At 60.3% G+C, this 17,584-nt stretch carries 18 protein-coding genes and 1 pseudogene; 6 read left to right on the plus strand and 13 right to left on the minus strand.

Annotated elements, in window-relative coordinates:
* The 7 genes from WLY71_RS02640 to WLY71_RS02670 form a co-directional block, all read right to left on the minus strand.
* On the minus strand, positions 1-369 hold the full coding sequence (locus WLY71_RS02640) for a glyoxalase superfamily protein (protein WP_347802391.1): 369 nt from the start codon (positions 367-369) through the stop codon (positions 1-3).
* A gap of 120 nt (positions 370-489) precedes the next feature.
* Positions 490-1,947: an N-acyl-D-amino-acid deacylase family protein gene (locus WLY71_RS02645; RefSeq protein ID WP_347802392.1), complete on the minus strand. Its 1,458-nt coding sequence runs from the start codon at positions 1,945-1,947 to the stop codon at positions 490-492.
* Between the two features lies 1 nt (position 1,948).
* Positions 1,949-2,809 carry a MurR/RpiR family transcriptional regulator gene (locus WLY71_RS02650; RefSeq protein WP_008149080.1) on the minus strand — a complete coding sequence of 287 codons (861 nt, stop codon included), beginning with the start codon at positions 2,807-2,809 and terminating at the stop codon, positions 1,949-1,951.
* Positions 2,810-2,824: 15 nt separating this feature from the next.
* The gene (locus WLY71_RS02655; RefSeq protein WP_347802393.1) at positions 2,825-4,174 is read right to left on the minus strand and encodes a GntP family permease; all 1,350 of its coding nucleotides are present in this window, start codon (positions 4,172-4,174) and stop codon (positions 2,825-2,827) included.
* 203 nt (positions 4,175-4,377) lie between these two features.
* Positions 4,378-5,823 (minus strand): SulP family inorganic anion transporter, encoded by a 1,446-nt coding sequence (locus tag WLY71_RS02660; RefSeq protein WP_347802394.1) that lies wholly within the window; start codon positions 5,821-5,823, stop codon positions 4,378-4,380.
* Between the two features lie 205 nt (positions 5,824-6,028).
* Positions 6,029-6,922: an NAD-dependent epimerase/dehydratase family protein gene (locus tag WLY71_RS02665; protein WP_347802395.1), complete on the minus strand. Its 894-nt coding sequence runs from the start codon at positions 6,920-6,922 to the stop codon at positions 6,029-6,031.
* A gap of 103 nt (positions 6,923-7,025) precedes the next feature.
* Positions 7,026-7,937, minus strand: a complete 912-nt coding sequence (locus tag WLY71_RS02670) for a LysR family transcriptional regulator (RefSeq protein WP_134422098.1) — start codon at positions 7,935-7,937, stop codon at positions 7,026-7,028.
* A 102-nt stretch (positions 7,938-8,039) separates the two neighbouring features.
* Between WLY71_RS02670 and WLY71_RS02675 the strand changes: the two are divergent.
* Positions 8,040-8,222: pseudogene (locus WLY71_RS02675) on the plus strand (putative quinol monooxygenase); the annotation flags it as partial.
* On the opposite strand, the gene WLY71_RS02680 reads toward WLY71_RS02675, so the two are convergent.
* Entirely contained in the window at positions 8,212-8,976 is a 765-nt protein-coding gene (locus tag WLY71_RS02680) for a sulfite exporter TauE/SafE family protein (protein ID WP_347802396.1), read from the minus strand. The pseudogene WLY71_RS02675 and the gene WLY71_RS02680 overlap by 11 nt on opposite strands.
* 163 nt (positions 8,977-9,139) lie before the next feature.
* On the opposite strand from WLY71_RS02680, the gene WLY71_RS02685 reads away from it, so the two are divergent.
* The 4 genes from WLY71_RS02685 (at position 9,140) to WLY71_RS02700 (ending at position 11,517) form a co-directional block, all read left to right on the plus strand.
* On the plus strand, positions 9,140-10,024 hold the full coding sequence (locus WLY71_RS02685; protein WP_347802397.1) for a LysR substrate-binding domain-containing protein: 885 nt from the start codon (positions 9,140-9,142) through the stop codon (positions 10,022-10,024).
* A 45-nt stretch (positions 10,025-10,069) separates the two neighbouring features.
* Entirely contained in the window at positions 10,070-10,645 is a 576-nt protein-coding gene (locus WLY71_RS02690) for an NAD(P)H-dependent oxidoreductase (RefSeq protein WP_347802398.1), read from the plus strand.
* Positions 10,646-10,691: 46 nt separating this feature from the next.
* The gene (locus WLY71_RS02695) at positions 10,692-11,063 is read left to right on the plus strand and encodes a MerR family transcriptional regulator (RefSeq protein ID WP_150658680.1); all 372 of its coding nucleotides are present in this window, start codon (positions 10,692-10,694) and stop codon (positions 11,061-11,063) included.
* A 109-nt stretch (positions 11,064-11,172) separates the two neighbouring features.
* Complete coding sequence (locus WLY71_RS02700; RefSeq protein ID WP_007946320.1) at positions 11,173-11,517, plus strand: cupin domain-containing protein; 345 nt, start codon at positions 11,173-11,175, stop codon at positions 11,515-11,517.
* 163 nt (positions 11,518-11,680) lie between these two features.
* Here the strand turns inward: WLY71_RS02700 and mmsB are convergent, their stop codons facing one another.
* Together mmsB and WLY71_RS02710 are read right to left on the minus strand one after the other, a co-directional pair.
* Positions 11,681-12,565, minus strand: a complete 885-nt coding sequence (gene mmsB, locus WLY71_RS02705; RefSeq protein ID WP_347802399.1) for a 3-hydroxyisobutyrate dehydrogenase — start codon at positions 12,563-12,565, stop codon at positions 11,681-11,683.
* Positions 12,566-12,575: 10 nt separating this feature from the next.
* Positions 12,576-14,102: a CoA-acylating methylmalonate-semialdehyde dehydrogenase gene (locus tag WLY71_RS02710; RefSeq protein ID WP_347802400.1), complete on the minus strand. Its 1,527-nt coding sequence runs from the start codon at positions 14,100-14,102 to the stop codon at positions 12,576-12,578.
* A gap of 163 nt (positions 14,103-14,265) precedes the next feature.
* Between WLY71_RS02710 and WLY71_RS02715 the strand changes: the two genes are divergently transcribed.
* Complete coding sequence (locus WLY71_RS02715; protein WP_282374820.1) at positions 14,266-15,213, plus strand: LysR family transcriptional regulator; 948 nt, start codon at positions 14,266-14,268, stop codon at positions 15,211-15,213.
* Here WLY71_RS02715 and yfiB read toward each other — a convergent pair.
* From yfiB to yfiR, 3 genes are read right to left on the minus strand one after another with little or no spacing between them, the layout of a single operon-like run.
* Positions 15,210-15,713 carry an outer membrane lipoprotein YfiB gene (gene yfiB / locus WLY71_RS02720; protein WP_347802401.1) on the minus strand — a complete coding sequence of 168 codons (504 nt, stop codon included), beginning with the start codon at positions 15,711-15,713 and terminating at the stop codon, positions 15,210-15,212. The two genes, WLY71_RS02715 and yfiB, sit on opposite strands and share 4 nt — an antisense overlap.
* Positions 15,714-15,718: 5 nt before the next feature.
* Positions 15,719-16,987 (minus strand): diguanylate cyclase DgcN/YfiN, encoded by a 1,269-nt coding sequence (gene dgcN / locus WLY71_RS02725; RefSeq protein ID WP_347802402.1) that lies wholly within the window; start codon positions 16,985-16,987, stop codon positions 15,719-15,721.
* Complete coding sequence (yfiR, locus tag WLY71_RS02730; protein ID WP_347802403.1) at positions 16,984-17,559, minus strand: regulatory sequestration protein YfiR; 576 nt, start codon at positions 17,557-17,559, stop codon at positions 16,984-16,986. Before yfiR ends, dgcN begins: the two co-directional genes overlap by 4 nt.
* Between the last annotated feature and the right edge of the window lie 25 nt (positions 17,560-17,584).

The following is a 17,584-nucleotide window of genomic DNA, read 5'->3' on the forward strand; positions in this document are numbered from 1 at the left end:
TCATACGCTAATCGCGTTGGTGAACACCAACCGATTGCCGAACGGATCACTGATGGTCATGTCCTGGCTCCCCCAGGGCATGGCCTGGATCTGCGGGTGCGAAAACTTGTATTCCTTGGCGAGCAGTTGCTGCTGAAACGCCTCCAGCTCGTCCGTCTCGATACGTAGCGCCGAGCCCGGTGTGCTGTCGCCGTGATGCTCTGACAAATGCAGCACGCATTCGCCTCGGGAAACCTGCAGGTACAGCGGAAAATTCGGCTCGAAGCGATGCTGCCAATCGATCTTGAATCCCAGGAAGTCGACGTAGAACTCCACGGCCTTGATTTCATCGAAAATCCGCAGGATCGGGGTGGTTTTGCCGAAGCTCATGGAGTTGCTCCCAGACTGATAAGGCCCAGAGTGTAGCTGGGCGAGATGTCAGCGCTTCGGCTTGGCGATGGCTTTCTTTAGTCTCAATGTGCCATCACTGTGACGCAGCACTCGGAATGTTTACTGGAAACCATCACGCAAGTCCCCTTGCCGCGCCAGAAACCGCCCTTCCCTTCTGCCGTTCGCCTGCCCGTCGCTGTAACTCAAGACACCGTTGACCCAAACCCCATCGATACCTTCCGCCGCTCGTTGCGGATCATTGAAATCCGCCACATCGCGAATCGTTACAGGATCGAACAACACCAGATCCGCCCAATGTCCTTCACGGATTTCGCCACGTTCCTTCAAGCCAAATCGCGCCGCCGACAACCCGGTCATCTTGTGCACCGCGGTGTGCAGCGGAAACAGCCCCACGTCGCGACTGAAGTGTCCGAGCACCCGTGGGAAAGCGCCCCACAAACGTGGATGCGGAAACGGGTCTTCCGGCAATCCGTCAGAGCCCACCATCGACAGCGGATGCGCGAGGATTCTTCGTACATCCGCCTCATCCATCCCGTAATACACCGCGCCGGCCGGTTGCAGGCGTCGAGCGGCATCAAGTAGCGGCACGGCCCACTCGGCGGCGATGTCCATCAGGTCGCGACCACCCACTTCAGGGTGCGGCGTTGACCAGGTGATGGTGATGCGATGAGCGTCGGTGACTTGCTTGAGGTCCAGCGTCGAAGAACTCGCCGCGTAGGGATAACAATCGCAGCCTACCGGGTGGGTTTTCGCCGCCTGTTCGAGGGACGCCAACAGTTGCGGACTACGCCCCCAGTTACCGGCTCCGGCACATTTGAGGTGGGAAATGATCACCGGTGTTTTCGCATGACGACCGATCTGGAACGCCTCATCCATAGCCTCCAGCACCGGCTCGAATTCGCTGCGCAAATGGGTGGTGTAGACCGCACCGAAAGCGGTCAGCTCTTCGGTCAATTGCATCACTTCATCGGTGGAAGCCGAGAACGCGTTGGCATAGGCAAGCCCCGTGGACAGGCCCAACGCACCAGCCTCAAGACTTTCACGCAGTTGCTCGCGCATCGCGGTGATTTCATCGGGCGTGGCAGTGCGGAACAGATCGTCGAGGTGATTGCTGCGCAGCGCCGTGTGACCGACCAGTGCGGCCACGTTCAGCGTGGTGTTCGCCGCTTCGACGGCTGCGCGGTAGTCGCTGAACCTCGGATAAACGAACGCTGCTGCGGTGCCGAGCAGGTTCATCGGGTCGGGAGGATCGCCGCGCAAACTCACCGGTGATGCGCTGATCCCGCAGTTGCCGACAATCACTGTGGTCACGCCCTGGCTGAGCTTGGGCAGCATTTGCGGCTGGCGGATCACCACGGTGTCGTCGTGGGTGTGCACGTCGATAAAACCTGGCGCCAACACCCGGCCGGCGGCGTCAATTTCTTCGGTGGCGCTAGCATCGTGCAAGTCGCCGATGCGCTCGATGCGGCCGTTCAGAATCGCCACGTCGGCGGGATAACCGGGCGCGTTGCTGCCGTCGATAATCAGGGCGTTGCGGATCAGCGTGTCGTACATCATGTCAGTCTCCCAGCGGCAAGTGATCGTCGCCGCCGCGGTAATCGTCCAGAGCGAGTTTGATCCGCCGCAGACGCTCTTGATTGTCTTCAGGATTGGCCAGTGCCAGCTCGGTGGCAAGCACGTCGATGGCCAGCAGCATGCCGTAGCGTGCCGCCGTGGGTTTGTAGATGAACGAGGTTTCGACACCTTGCAGCGGCAGCAGCACATCAGCCAATTGCGCCAGCGGCGAGTCGGCGCGGGTGATGGCGAGGATTCGTGCGCCGTAACTGCGCGCCAGCTCGACGGCCTCGAGCAGTTCGGGCGTGATGCCTGTCAGCGAACAGGCAATGACTGCGCGTTCGGCATCTAGGCTCGCGGCGGTGACGCGCATCATCACCGGGTCGTGGCACACCGCAATCGGATAGCCGAATCGCACCAGCCGCACTTGCAGTTCATCGCTGCACAAGGTCGAGCAACCACCCATGCCGAAGGCGTGAATCATCCGCGCCTTGCCCAGCAGCTTCACCGCGTCGGCGAAACGCGACTCGTCGAACGCAGACAGATGCTGGCGCAAGGTCGACTCGATATCGCCAACAATTTGCCCATAGAACGCCGACTGCTCGGGTGTGCCCGCCGGGTCGAGGAAACGACTGCCGACGCCGCTGGCCTGGGCCAGTTGCAGCCGCAGATCGCGCAAATCGCGGCAGCCGACGGTGCGAGCAAAACGCGAGAGCGTGGCGGTGCTGACTTCCGCTCTCAGCGCCAGTTCATCGAGGCTGGCGGCGGAGGCAAATCCCACGTCGTCGAGCATCAGCCGAGCGATGCGTCCTTCGCCGGCGCTGAAGGAATCCTGACGGGCGCGGATCTGGTAGAGGATGTCCATGGCAGGCGGCTCCGGCTAAAGCAGATAAGAAAGTCCCAAGGTCAGGCCGAAGGCGACGACCGAGATAATGGTCTCGAGCACCGTCCAGGTCTTGAAGGTCTGGGCGACGGTCATGTTGAAGTATTCCTTGATCAACCAGAAGCCGCCGTCATTGACGTGGGAAAAGATAACCGACCCCGCGCCTGTCGCCAGCACCAACAGCTCTGGATGGGGATAACCCAGACCAATGGCCACCGGCGCGACGATGCCCGACGCGGTGGTCATGGCCACCGTGGCAGAACCGGTGGCGATGCGCATCAATGCAGCAAACAGCCAGCCCATCAACAGCGGCGACAGGTGGAATACCTGGGCCAGACTGACAATCTGGTCGGTGACGCCAGCGTCCACCAGAATCCGGTTCAAGCCACCGCCCGCGCCCACCAGCAAGGTGATGCTGGCGGTCGGTGCCAGGCATTCGTTGGTGAATTTGAGGATCGATTCGCGGTTGAAGCCTTGGGCCAGGCCAAGCGTCCAGAAGCTCAGCAAGGTCGCCAGCAGCAAGGCGATCACCGAATTGCCGATGAACAACAGAAACTGATTGAAGCCGCTGCCCGGCGTGGAAATCAGATTGGCCCAACCACCGACCAGCATCAGCACCACCGGCAGCAGAATGGTCGCCATGGTGATGCCGAAACCCGGCAGGCTGTCGCGCGGTTCACGCTCAAGGAACTGACGCTCCAGCGGATTATCGTCCGGTAGTTGAATGCGCGGCACGATGAACTTGGCGTACAGCGGACCGGCGATGATCGCGGTCGGAATCCCGATCAGAATCGCATAGAGCAAGGTCTGCCCCACCGAGGCCTGATAGGCCTGCACCGCCAGCATCGCCGCCGGGTGCGGCGGCACCAGCGCGTGGAACACCGAGAGCCCGGCCACCATCGGCAAACCGACCATCAGGATCGACACGCCCACGCGCCGCGCCACGGTGAAAGCAATCGGCACCAGCAGTACAAAACCGACCTCGAAGAACAGCGGCAGTCCTACAAGGAAAGCGATGCAGACCATCGCCCAGTGCGCATTTTTCTCACCGAAGCGGTCGATCAACGTTCGCGCCATCTGCTCGGCACCGCCGGACTCAGCCATCATTTTGCCGAGCATCGTGCCCAGTGCGACCACCAGCGCGATATGGCCCAGCGTCTTGCCGACGCCCGCTTCGTACGCCCCCACCACACCCGACGGTGGCATCCCCGCCAGCAGCGCCAGGCCGATGGACACCAGGGTGATGACAATGAACGGATTGAGTCGGTAACGGGCGATCAGAACGATCAGCGCGATGATGGCAATGGCGGCGTAAACCAGCAGCCAATAGCCGAAGGACGGTGTCATGCGGTACTCCTCGAAAGGGTCACGTCGAATGGGCTGTGAAACTCATAAAACATTTCGAGGTGTGATTTTCAAACGAGGTGAAAGTAATTTTCGTGGAGGGATAAGGGTTGTCGCGCTGAGGTATGGGCGGTCGCCGGTTATGAAAATCAAGGGGAGTTATTTACATGATCGTTCCCATGCGGGGGAACGATCAGTTGTCACTCTCAGTCGTGATTCACGCGGGCGCGCTTGAGCAGCTTCTTGCAGCGTTCGGACAAGTGCAGCACGCGCAGGTGCTTGCCGGCCTTGGCGTAGCGCTCGCGTAAGGTCTTGAGCGCGGCGATGGCCGAGTAGTCGACGAAGCTCAAGTGGCGACAGTCAATCGTCACCACGGACGGGTCATTGGCAGGATCAAATTGGTTGAGAAAAGGCGCAGTCGATGCGAAGAACAGCGTGCCATGCAGGTGATAGAGCTTACTGCCGTCGGCTTCGATATGAGCGTCAGCATAGAGCTCGCGGGCCTGCTGCCAGGCAAAGTTGAGCGCCGCAATGATAATCCCGCAGAGCACCGCAGTGGCCAGATCGGTGAACACCGTAATGACCGTTACCGCGATGATCACCAACACATCGTTCAGCGGCACTTTGTTCAACACCCGAAGCGAGGCCCAGGCGAAGGTCTGCTGCGACACCACGAACATCACCCCGACCAATGCAGCGAGCGGGATGCGCTCGATCAGCGGCGAGAGGAAGAGGATGAACAGCAGAATCATCACCCCGGCCACCACACTGGACAGCCGACCGCGACCACCGGAACTGAGGTTGATCACCGTCTGGCCGATCATGGCGCAGCCGCCCATGCCGCCAAACACACCGGAGACCATGTTGGCCGCCCCCAGCGCCACACACTCGCGATCCGGGTAGCCACGGCTCTCGGTGATCTCGTCGGTGAGGTTCAGGGTCAGCAGGGTCTCCAGCAGACCGACCAACGCCATCAATATCGCGTAAGGGGCGATGATGCGCAGGGTTTCCAGGCTCCAGGGGATGTCTGGCAGCGCAAAGGTCGGCAAGCCGCCGGCGATGTGCGCCATGTCGCCCAAGGTGCGAGTCGGCAGACCGAGCAGATAAACCGCCAGACCAACGCCCAGAATCGCCACCAGCGCCGGCGGCACGGCGCGCGTCAGACGCGGCAGCAAGTAAACGATGGCCATCGTCACGGCAACCAGCCCTGCCATCAAGTACAGCGGCGTGCCGCTGAGCCAGACGTCACCGCTCTTGAAGTGTTCCAGCTGCGCCAGAGCAATGATGATCGCCAGGCCGTTGACGAAGCCGAGCATCACCGGGTGCGGCACCATGCGCACCAGCTTGCCAAGCTTCAGCAACCCGAACGCGAGCATGATCAACCCACCCAGCAACACGGTGGCCAGCAAGTACTGCACACCGTGCTGCACCACCAAAGCGACGATCACCACGGCCATCGATCCAGCGGCGCCGGACACCATGCCCGGCCGCCCACCAAAAAGCGCGGTCAGGGTGCAAATGATGAAGGCGCCGTAAAGCCCCATCAATGGATTGAGGTGAGCAACCAGCGCGAAGGCGATGCATTCGGGTAGCAGGGCGAAAGACGTGGTGAGTCCGGCCAGGGTATCGGCGCGCAGACGTTTGGGTTTCATGGCTGACCTAGAATACAGGCGGGAAAAGAGGGGGCGGATGTTACGGAATTGAGGGCGACCCGGCCAGTTATTGGGTCGCCAGAAACGCAATCGCGAGCAAGCTCGCTCCCACAGTGGATCTTCGTCGTACACAATCTGTGTCGGCTAGAGATCAAATGTGGGAGCGGGCTTGCTCGCGAAGGCAGCGACGCGGTCTAGAGTGAACTCAAACCATCTCGTCACGAATCCATTCAATCACCGATGTCCGCTTCGGCGCCCAGCCCAGCAACTCCCGCGCCTTTTTACCGCGAACCCGGCTGTTGGAGCCCAGGCCATAGTTGGCCATTTCATAACCCCACTCGGCTTCGGCCGCTTTGAGCGGCCAGTCTTTTGGCTCACCCAGATTCAGCGCTTGGGCAATCGCAGTGGTCATGTCGATGAACGACGCTTCACCGCTTTCGACGAAGTAGAAGGTGCCCGGTACGTTTTTGGTCAGCGCCAGCAGGTACAGGGAAACCACGTCTTCGATGTGTACGTTGGACCAGATGTTCTGGCCGGTACCGACATGCCGGAGCACACCACTTTTACGCGCCTGTTTCAGCAAGCGCGGCAATTGCACGCTGTCACGTTTGACGCCCAGGCTGTGGCCGTAGATCAAAGTGTTGCAGATGACTGCCGAGTTCACTCCGTCCTTTGCTGCGGCGAGGATCAGGTTGTCGATGGCCACGCGAGCAGCCTTGTCGACGGTAGGTGCCGGCAGGTTGTCTTCGTAATAGATAACGTCGCTGGATTTGCCGCCCGACGCATCGCCAACAATGCTCGAGCCGCTGGTGTGCAGGAACACTTTGTTGGAACCGCGAAGTGCATCGAGCAACGCGTCCACCGCACCGCGATGGTCGCTGCTGGCGGCGTTGATCACGGCATCGGCAGCACGGGCCTGCTCGGCCAGCAATGCGCTGTCGTCAAGCGTGCCGATTACCGGGGTGATGCCCAGTTCGCGCAATTCATTAGCTTGTTCGGTGCTGCGCACCAGACCGGTGACGTTGTGGCCGGCGCGGACCAGACCCGTGGCGATGGAGCCGCCGATGAAACCCGCGGCGCCGGTAATGAATACGTTCATGGAGAAACTCCCTGCGTTAATAAGTGATGCAGCCAGTATCGAGGACCGATGCTTGTGGAAACAGACAGCGTTGCCCAATTCACTCTTGCGCAGGGGTCACGAATCAGCCCTTGAAATCCGCGTTCGCGTAAGCCGCCAATTTGCCCTGGATGAAGTCCAGGAAGCATTGAATCCTTAGCGCAAGTTGCGAGTTACGGTAGTACACCGCATTGATCGGCTGGCGATAGCCGCTGTTGAAATCCGCCAGCAGCACCTGCAAACGACCGGCGCGGATGTCATCAATCGTCATGAAATGCGACAGGCAGGCAATGCCCTGACCTTCCAGCGTTAAGTGCCTGATCGTCTCACCGCTGGACGCGCTGATTGAAGCCTGAATCGGCCAGCGATCACCATGCACGTAGCGCAACGGCCATTGGTTGAGGCCTTCGTTCTGGGTAAAGCCCAGCAGCGTATGCCCGGACAAATCCGCCACTTCGGCCGGCACACCGTGTTTTTCAAGATAGGCCGGGCTGGCGACGATGTGCAGCGGACTGCATCCCAGCGATCGAGCGTGCAAGGTCGAGTCGGCGAGCGTGCCAATGCGGATGGCGATGTCGGTGCTTTGCTCCAGCAAATCGATGATCAGATCGTTGCTGTTGAGTTCCAGCTGGATGTCCGGATAGAGCCGGCGGAACTCATCGATGTAGGGCACGATGGCGTGCAGCATGAACGGCGATGCGGCGTTGATCCGCAGACGCCCGGATGGGGTTTGTTGGCGTGAGGTCAGCCGTTCTTCGAGCTCGTCCATTTGATCGAGAATCAGCTTGGCGTGCTCGAAGAAGTACTTGCCCTCTTCGGTCAAGTCCATGCGCCGCGTGGTGCGGTTGATCAGCGTGGTATCGAGTTTCGCCTCCAGCCGCGACAGCGTGCGGCTGACTGCCGAAGGCGTTTGCCCGACCTGTTCGGCCGCAGCGGAAATCGACCCGCATTCAATCACGCAGACGAAAATCTGCAACTCATCGGATCTGGCTTTCACGGATGCCCCTCATTCAAAACTGGCTTGATAGTAGCTGGATGCGGGGCAAAAGGAACCTTACGCTGGCAGGCTGAACACCTCGGTCAAATGCTGCTCATAGCGCGCGACCGATCCCGCCCGACGCTGTTTATCTTCTACGAGATTTGGCAGTCTCAGGCTCACCTCGACGTGCACTCGAACCTGCCGCACATGAAGCAGTTCCTCGAGCAGCGCGATGAGTACCTGGAACGGGATTTCGATATCCGCGCCATCGACATGCTCAGCCCGTCGTCCGCTACCCGCTGATCAGCAAGTGGCCGCCGAGCACGCCCAGGCCGATGAAGAACACACGCTTGAACAGCACGGCGCTGATCCGCTGGCGCAGCCATTGCCCCAGCAACATGCCGAGCACTGCCGGGATCAGCGCCAGCAACGACGCACTTAACTCGCCACCGCCCAGTGCGCCGCGCCATAACAGGCCGGCGGCCAAAGCCAGGGTCGAGACGGTGAATGACAGGCCCAGCGCCTGCACCAGTTCATCCTTGCTCAAGCCCAAGGCTTGCAGATAAGGCACGGCCGGAATCACGAAGACGCCGGTGGCCGAGGTGATGACGCCCGTCAACAGGCCGCAAAGCGGACCGAGCCAACGCTCGGTGTGACTGCCGACACGCAAGGTCGGCAGAAACAACCCGCTCAACGCATAGAGCAACAGCGCCGCACCCAATCCCCGCACGACCCAATGACCACCGACCATGCCGATCCACAACGTGCCGGCTCCGGTGCCGATGAAGATCGCCAGCAACATCGGCCACAGGCGTTTGATCAACCCCCGCAGATACCCGCCGAATGCCAGTTGCCAGACATTGGTGAGCGTCGCGGGGATGATCAGCAGCGCGGCAGCCTGTGACGGAGCCATAGCCAGACCGAGCAAGCCCATGGCGATGGTCGGCAAGCCGAGGCCGATGACGCCCTTGATCATGCCGGCCAGCAGAAAGGTCGCGATGACCATCAAGGAAAGGGCCAGACCGATGTTTTGATAGAACGCGGCGAGAGTATCCATGGCGCTATCGTGGGCCTGGATCGGCTCCTTGGAAATCTGCCATATACTGAGACAGCCTCTTGTTTAACAAGAGGCTTAAGGCTTCGTCGTTTTTACTGACGCCTTTCGCGAGCAGGCTCGCGAAAGCGCCCTTTCAGACAACAAATATTCTGGGCTTGTTGCGATGCACTTCGACCTGACTGACCTGCGCCTCTATCTGAACATCCTCGACAGCGGCAACATCACCGCCGGCGCGGCTCGCAGTCATCTGTCCCTGGCGGCGGCGAGTGCGCGCATCCGCGCCATGGAGGCTTCGTTGGGGATCGAATTCCTGGAGCGAGGTCGCCGCGGTGTCAGCCCGACCCCGGCCGGCAAAGCCCTGGCGCAACATGCCCGCGTCCTGCTGCAACAGGCTGAACGCATGCAGCAGGATCTGGCCGAATACGCCAACGGCGTAAAAGGTCAAGTGCGACTGTTGTGCAATACCACGGCGATTACCGAGTACCTGCCGGAGTTGCTCGCGGACTTTCTTCGCGACCACCCCAACCTCGACATCGATCTACAAGAACTGCCCAGTGCACGCATCACCCACGCCTTGCGCCAAGGTGCGGCAGACCTGGGCATCGTCTCGGACGCCGTGGACACCGATGAACTGCAGACCCGCCCGTTTCGCGACGATCCGCTGGTGCTGATAATGCCCCGCGATCACCCCTTGGCACATGCAGGTGTCGTAAGCTTCAGCGACACCTTGCACCACGACTACGTTGGCCTGAACGCCAACAGCGCCTTGGCGGTGTACCTGGAAGAACAGGCGCTGCACACCGGCTCACGCCTGCAGATCCGAATCCGCGCAGACGGTTTCGATGGCGTGATGCGCATGGTCGCCCGGGGGGCCGGGCTGGCGATCGTCCCCCTCGCGGCAGTTGAGCGCTGGCGCGGCGAACAATCCTTCAAGAGCCTCGCCCTGCAAGAACCTTGGGCCATGCGCAAACTGTTGCTCTGCGCTCGGGATTTCACCGCATTGCCCGGTTATGCCAAGGCCTTGCTGCACGCCTTGACTCTCCCCTGAGGGGCAGACTTTACCCTTGAGTTTTCATCTTCAAGGACAGATACGATGGGCAAACGAATTCTGGTGATTCTCGGTCATCCGGCGAGCAACAGTTTCTGCGGCGCACTCGCCGAACGTTACGCCCAGTCGGCGGTGCGTGCCGGGCATGAGGTGCGCCAGTTGTTTCTGGGCGCAATGGACTTTGACCCGGTGCTGCGTGAAGGCTATCAACAGGTCCAGCCGCTGGAAGCCGACTTGTGCCGTGCCCAGGCGGACATTGTGTGGGCCGAGCACCTGACGCTGGTTTATCCGATCTGGTGGGGCGGAGTTCCGGCGTTGCTCAAGGGCTTTTTCGATCGGGTGTTCCTGCCGGGTTTCGCTTTCAAATACCGCGAAGGCAAAGCCTTTCCCGACAAACTCCTGCACGGCCGCAGCGCCCATTTGCTGGTGACCATGGACACGCCACCCTGGTATTACAACTGGATCTATCGCATGCCTGGACTGCATCAGGTACGCAAAACCACGCTCGCGTTCTGCGGCATCGAGCCACAACGCACGCTCACGTTCGGCCCGATTCTCGGTTCCAGCGCTGATCAGCGTGAAACCTGGTTGCTGCAGGCCCAGGCTATCGCCAGTCGCTGAGTCTGCCGATAATGCACCGGGCTACCACGGCGAAAAGGGACTTTCCATGTACATCGGCCAAGCCGCGCAACGCTCCGGCACCACGATCAAGAGCATCCGCCATTACGAATCGATCGGCCTGCTGCCTGCCGCTCAACGGTTGGGCAAATACCGCGTCTACGACCAGCAAAGCGTTGACCTGCTGATCTTCATCAAGTGCGCGCAGCAGCTGGGTTTCAGGCTCAAGGAATTGCAGTCGATCTTCGCCGGTCATCAAGGGCCGCAAATGCCGTGGGAACTGGCCCATCAGGTCATCGCCGCCAAGAAGCAGGAAATCAGCGAACGGATCGCTGCGCTGTCGCAGCAGCATTCGCAATTGGTCGAGTTCGAAGCCAGCCTCGAACAGAGCCGATTCGATTGCCCGCTGAACAGTCTTTGAGGGCAATGCGCGTTTCTGGACAGCTCAATGTCGAGCACAGACAACTGACCGGTGGACGGGCGCTATAGGGTGCGACTTCCGTTCTCTAGTCCACTGCCCCGGAGTCCACATGACCGCACCTATTACCGTTCTTCGCGACACCCACCCACTGCCGGTGCTCGACGCCTGCAAATGGGAAAAACTCGAAGGCGACCCGCACACCGTCAACCTCAACGCCTACACCAGCGAAGACGGCAGCAAAATCATGGGCACCTGGATCTGCACGCCGGGCAAGTGGTATGTGGAATACGTGAAGTGGGAATACTGCGATTTCCGCGAGGGGTACTGCATCATCACCCCAGAGGGAAAGGAGCCGATCCATCTGCGCGCCGGTGATATTTTCGTCATTGAGCCGGGCATGAAAGGCACGTGGGAAGTGGTTGAAACCGTGCGCAAATATTTCGTGTTTGCCTGATGCAAAAAAACCGGGAGATCACCCGACGTGATTTCCCGGTAAATGTCGATAGGAACATGCCGTACTTGTGGGAGCGAGCTTGCTCGCGATGGCGGTGGATCATCCACAACCAGTGTTGACTGTGCCGCCCCCATCGCGAGCAAGCTCGCTCCCACAGGTTTTATTAGGGTTTGCGATAGCTGTTGATGATTGCCGAGAAGTCCTTGCCACCTTCCCCACGCTGGCTCATCGCCTGATACAACTGCTGGGCTACCGCGCCGAGCACCACCGGTTGGTGCGCCTGACGTGCAGCTTCCGTGGCCAGCCCCAGATCCTTGAGCATCAGTTCGGCACCGAAACCACCGATATAGCCGCGCGAAGCCGGCGCCGTTTCGACGATACCCGGCCACGGGTTGTACATCTCCGAACTCCAGCAACGGCCGGTGGAACTGTTGATGATTCCCGCCAACACCGTCGTGTCGATGCCGAGCGCATCGCCCAGCGCCATGGCTTCGCTGACACCGACCATGGAGATCGCCAGCAGCAGGTTGTTGCAGATTTTGGCGATTTGCCCGGTGCCGACTTCACCGCAATGGACGATGTTGCGGCCCATCTGCGCCAATACCGGTTGCAGGGTGGCGAACAGTTCAGGCGTGGCGCCGACCATAAAGGTCAGTGTCCCGGCCGCAGCACCGCCAGTACCACCAGAGACCGGTGCATCCGCCATGGCCACGCCTTGCTTGGCCGCCGCCGCGGCAACATCACGCGCCGTCTGCGGATCGATGGTGCTGCAATCAACGGCCGGCACACCCTTGCCGATCCCCGCCAGCACGCCGTCTTCACCCAGCCACACACTGCGCACATGCACCGCGGCGGGCAGCATGGTGATCACAAGCTCCGCGCCTTGAGCGGCTTCTCGTGCCGAAGCGCTGATGCTGCCGCCCAGTTGCTCCAGCTCGGCCAGAACGGTTTTGTTCAGGTCGACCAGCCGTAGCGAATGGCCGGCCTTGATCAGGTTGCGCGCCATCGGCGCGCCCATGTTGCCGAGACCGATAAAAGCGATTTTCATGTCCGGCTCCTTAACGCAAGTGGATGGTGGTGTTCACACCGTCGTTGACGCTGTTGTCATCGAACCAGCGACTGGTGACAGTCTTGGTCTGAGTGTAGAACTGCACCACTTGCTTGCCATACGGACCGAGGTCGCCGAGCTTGGACCCGCGCGAACCGGTGAAGCTGAAGAACGGGACCGGCACCGGAATCGGGATGTTGATGCCGACCTGGCCGACGTCGATTTCCGTCTGGAATTTACGCGCCGCCGCACCGCTTTGGGTGAACAGGCCAGTACCGTTGCCGAACGGGTTAGCGTTGACCAGTGCAATGGCCTCATCGAGGGTATCGACTTCCAGCACCACCAGCACCGGACCGAAAATTTCCTGGGTGTAGATCTGCATCTCGGGGGTTACGCCGGAGAACAGGGTCGGGCCGACAAAGTTGCCCTTCTCGAAGCCTGGAACTGTGATATCGCGACCGTCCAGTTCCAGCTTGGCGCCTTCCTTGATGCCGCTCTCGATCAGATCCAGAATCCGCGCCTTGGCCTTCTTGGAAATCACCGGACCGACGTCAGTGCCCGGCTCGCTGCCGGCATTCACTGTGAGTTTCTGCGCCAGCGCTTTCAGGTCAGGCAGCCATTGCTTGGCCGCGCCCACCAGCACCACCACGGACGTGGCCATGCAGCGTTGCCCGGCCGCACCGAAACCGGCACCCACCAGCGCATTGAGCGCTTGTTCGCGGTTGGCATCCGGCAGAACAACGGCGTGGTTCTTCGCGCCCATCATCGATTGCACGCGTTTGCCGTGTTTACCGGCCAGGTCGTAGACGTGAGTGCCAACGGCGGTCGAACCGACGAAGGAAACAGCCTTGATGTCCTTGTGGGTGCAGAGCGCATCTACCACGTCTTTACCGCCATGAACGACGTTGAGCACGCCCGCCGGAACACCGGCCTCGATCGCCAGTTCCACCAGCAGCATGGTCGACATCGGGTCCTGTTCGGACGGCTTGAGCACGAAGGTGTTGCCGCAGGCGATGGCCATCGGGAACATCCACAGCGGAATCATGGCCGGGAAGTTGAACGGCGTGATGCCGGCGCAAACGCCGATTGGTTGACGCAGGGTGTAGGTATCGACGCCGCCAGCAACGTTCTCGGCGAACTCGCCCATTTGCAGGCTGCCGATGGAGCAGGCGTGTTCGACGACTTCCAGGCCGCGGAAGATATCGCCTTCAGCATCGGCGATGGTTTTGCCTTGCTCGTTGCTGAGTACCACGGCGATGCGTTTGGAGTGTTCGCGAATCAACGCCTGGAGCTTGAGCATGATGCGCATCCGCGCGCCGATGGGCGTCAGCTTCCAGGTCTGGAAGGCGCGATGGGCGGCGCTGATCGCGGCGTCGACTTCCTGTGCGGTAGCGAACGGAACCTTGGCCAGCACTTGCTGGGTTGCCGGGTTGACGATGTCGTGCCACTCGGTGGTCTGGGACTCGACCCACTCGCCGTCGATCAACAGCTTTACCGTTTGGACAGTGGTTTCGTTTGGCGTGAGCGATGCGTTCATGTTGGGTCTCCGGGACGTTGTTCTTATTTAGAGAGCTATCTGGGGAGCCAAGGCGAGAAAGTCGCCTTGAGATGAGGCGCGTGTTGCGAATTGGTTGTCGGACTGTTTTTGGAGTATAGATGTGCAAACTTCTAATAAGAACGCACATAAAAGCCGGTCCATCATGCAAAAAAACATCACGTCTCTAGGCTCGTTGAACTGGGATGACCTCAAGTTTTTCCTTGAAGTCGCCCGCACCCGCAAGGCCAGCACCGCGGCGAAGCGCCTGGCGGTCGACTACACCACTGTGTCGCGGCGCATCAGCTCGCTGGAAGCGGCGTTGGGCACTTTGCTGTTCGAAAAATCCCGGACCAGCGGTTTTGTCCTGACCGCCGAGGGCCAGCGGTTGCTGGGTTACGCCGAGTCGATTGAAAGCACGCTGCACATGGCCTGCGAGCAGGTTTCGGGCTCTGGCGTTGCGTTGTCCGGGCATGTGCGCATGGGCTGCACCGAAGGCTTCGGCAGCTTTTTCATCACCCCGCAGCTAAGCCATTTCGTCGACGCCTACCCGGCGATCTCGGTGGACATCCTGCCACTGCCGCACTTCATCAGCCTGTCCAAGCGCGAGGCGGACATCGTTATCGCCCTGGAGCGCCCGGAGCATGGTCCGTACGTCTGCTGCAAACTCTGCGACTACCGTTTGCAGCTCTACGCGACGCAGGATTATCTGGACAAGCACCCACCGATCCGCCGCCCGGCAGACCTGGGTAAACATTCATTCATTAGTTACGTCGACGATCTGGCGTTCAGTTCGGAGCTGTTGTACCTGGCAAATGTGTTGCCCGGCGCCAGTGCCAATCTGCGCAGCACCAGTGTGATTGCGCAATTCGTGGCCGCGCAGCAAGGTCGGTCGCTGGCGATTCTGCCGTGCTTTCTGGCGGCCCAGGATCCGCGGTTACTGCCGGTGTTACCAGAAGAGATCAACATCACACGACAGTTCTGGATGTACTGCCGCGAGGACCTGCGCAAGCTCAAGCGGATCACCCTGTTGTGGGATTACATCCGCGCGGTCACTGAGCAGAATCAGGGTCTGTTGATGGGCGAAAGTCGGGAGACCCTGTTCGCCGATTAGTCGGCGCTCACCACGATCGACACCCGACGGTTCTCGGTACGGCCGGCCGGTGTGTCGTTGGAGGCAACCGGTTCACTGCTGCCGAGACCGCGCAGCTGGATGTTTTGTTCTTTCATGCCAACAGTGGTCAGCACCTTGCCGACGCTTTTTGCGCGGCGCAGAGAGAGCAGTTCGTTGTAAGACTCTTTGCCCGAGACATCGGTGTGACCATCGACCCGCACTCGCTCGATTCCGACACCCAGCAACGCCTTGCCGATACGCTCGACGATTTCGGTGCTGGCAGGGTTGAGGCTGTCGTCGTCACTGCCAAACAGCACTTTGCCGGACAGGCCAAACGCCCAGCCCTCATCGGTCAATTCGAAACCTTGCTGCTTAAGCACTGCGATCTGTGCCGGAGTCAGGCCTTTTTGCGGCGCCGTCTGGCAACCGGTCAATGCCAGCAAGGCCATTAATAAGGTGAACGTAAAAAATCGCAGGGAACGCCGGGTCAGTGAGAACACAAAAATCAGCTCCTGGTTTGAACATCGGTGACAGGGTGCTCGGCCCCTGCCGTGTGCTGTGCGCCTCGGGAAAGGCGCTTGGCTTGGTACATGGCCGCATCGGCGGCGTTAAGCAAAGCGCCCGGTGTGGCCCCATGATCGGGGTACACGGCGATGCCGATGCTGAGTGAAGTCAACACCTGGGTATTGCCAGGCAACGGGATCGGTACTTCCATGCTGGCGATGATTTTGTCGGCAATCCACTCGGCGTCCTCGATCTTATGCAGCGGCGTCAGCAGGACAGCAAATTCGTCACCACCCAAACGCGCCACAAGATCATCTTCACGCAACTGTGCACGAACCCGATTGGCCACGGCCACCAGCACCGCATCGCCAGCGGCATGACCGAAGCCATCATTGATTTCCTTGAACCGGTCACTGTCGAGAAACAGCACCGCCACTTGCTCGTTGAGCTTGTTGGCGTTACGCAGCGCTCGAATCAGCCGGCCTTCGAAAAACGCCCGATTTGGCAACCCGGTGAGGCTGTCATGGCTGGCTTGGTGTGCGAGGGTTTCGTTTTCGCTTTGCAGGTGGGTCTGCCAGGACTCGAGTTCATCGAGCAAGGCATTGAAGTCATTACCCAGGTTGTCGAGTTCGGCGATGGCGGCGGGTGGCACACGCTGATCGAAGGCTCGCTCGCTGCGTGCGGCGTGAGCCACGAACGCCAGGCTGCGCAACGGGCCGGTGATTGCGCGAAGTTGTCGGCGAGCCAGATAGAGCGCCACCCAGGCACTGACGGCGGTACACAAGACGATGCCGACCAGACCGCTGAGTAGAAAGCGCAACAGGCTGCCCCCGTGACCGGTGAGCTGGATGCTGCCGATTTCCTGACCTTGATGGACGATTGGCATGCTGATCGGTTTTTCGAGAAAGGCCTTGGCAATCTGTATTTCGAGATCAGAGAACAAACCCGTTTCCGGCCGCTCCCAGCGAGCCAGCAACGTTCCTTGCTCGTCCAGCACTTGGGCATCGGCCACTTCTTCGGTAGCAGCAATCAACGCCAACGCTTCGGTAGCGGCAGACTTGTCGTTGAACACCACCGCCGCCTCGACGGTGTAATTGATCGAGCGCGCAATCAGGTGCAGGTTGTGGTCGGCATAAACCCGCAACGCAAGAACGCCGAGCAGAGTGAGCGAAACACTGGCCATGGCCACGGCGACGAGCGCGACGATCAAATGTCCGCGTCCGAGGACCGAGCGCAAGGTTGGACGACTACCCGATTTGAATAGACTCATGGCGCCGCCGGCTTGCGTCGGGACAGTTGCAGCACACTGGGGTGAATACGCACGCCGCTTCGGGCGACGGAATCCAGATTGACTTCAAAGGACACTTGCTCATCGCTGACCCGCAGGCAAAACAGACTGCCGACGGTGCATGGGTCGTCGCCTTCACTGATGCTCAGCACCGGACGCCCCGTCAGCGAGGCGAAGAGCTGGCTGCGTTCATCACTGGTCAGTTTGCCGATGTACACCGCATCGCACTCACCGGCAATCGATGGGTTGTCGGCCAAAAGACGTCGCACCGTAACGGGCCGACCGGTGGCCTGGATCGTGCCTTTGACCAGATCGTCGGTGTATTCGGTGGGGCCCACTATGCACAAGCGCAGTTGTGCTGGCTCAACAGGCCAACGGGCATAACTGAGTATTCCGAGTACAACCTGCGTGACGGATTTTGCGCGCTGGTCGGCTATGCTCACAGGCATTTCCGACTGAGCGAAAACGACGCTGGTGAACAAACAGAGAAGGCCGGCGAGCAGCACGTGTTTGCAACCAATAACGCGCTGTGTCGTCCAGACAGCGACCTTCATGCAGGGATTCTCTTCGATCGTTGCG

Origin of the sequence: Pseudomonas rossensis (assembly GCF_039888995.1) — a bacterium.
Lineage (GTDB): Bacteria > Pseudomonadota > Gammaproteobacteria > Pseudomonadales > Pseudomonadaceae > Aquipseudomonas > Aquipseudomonas rossensis.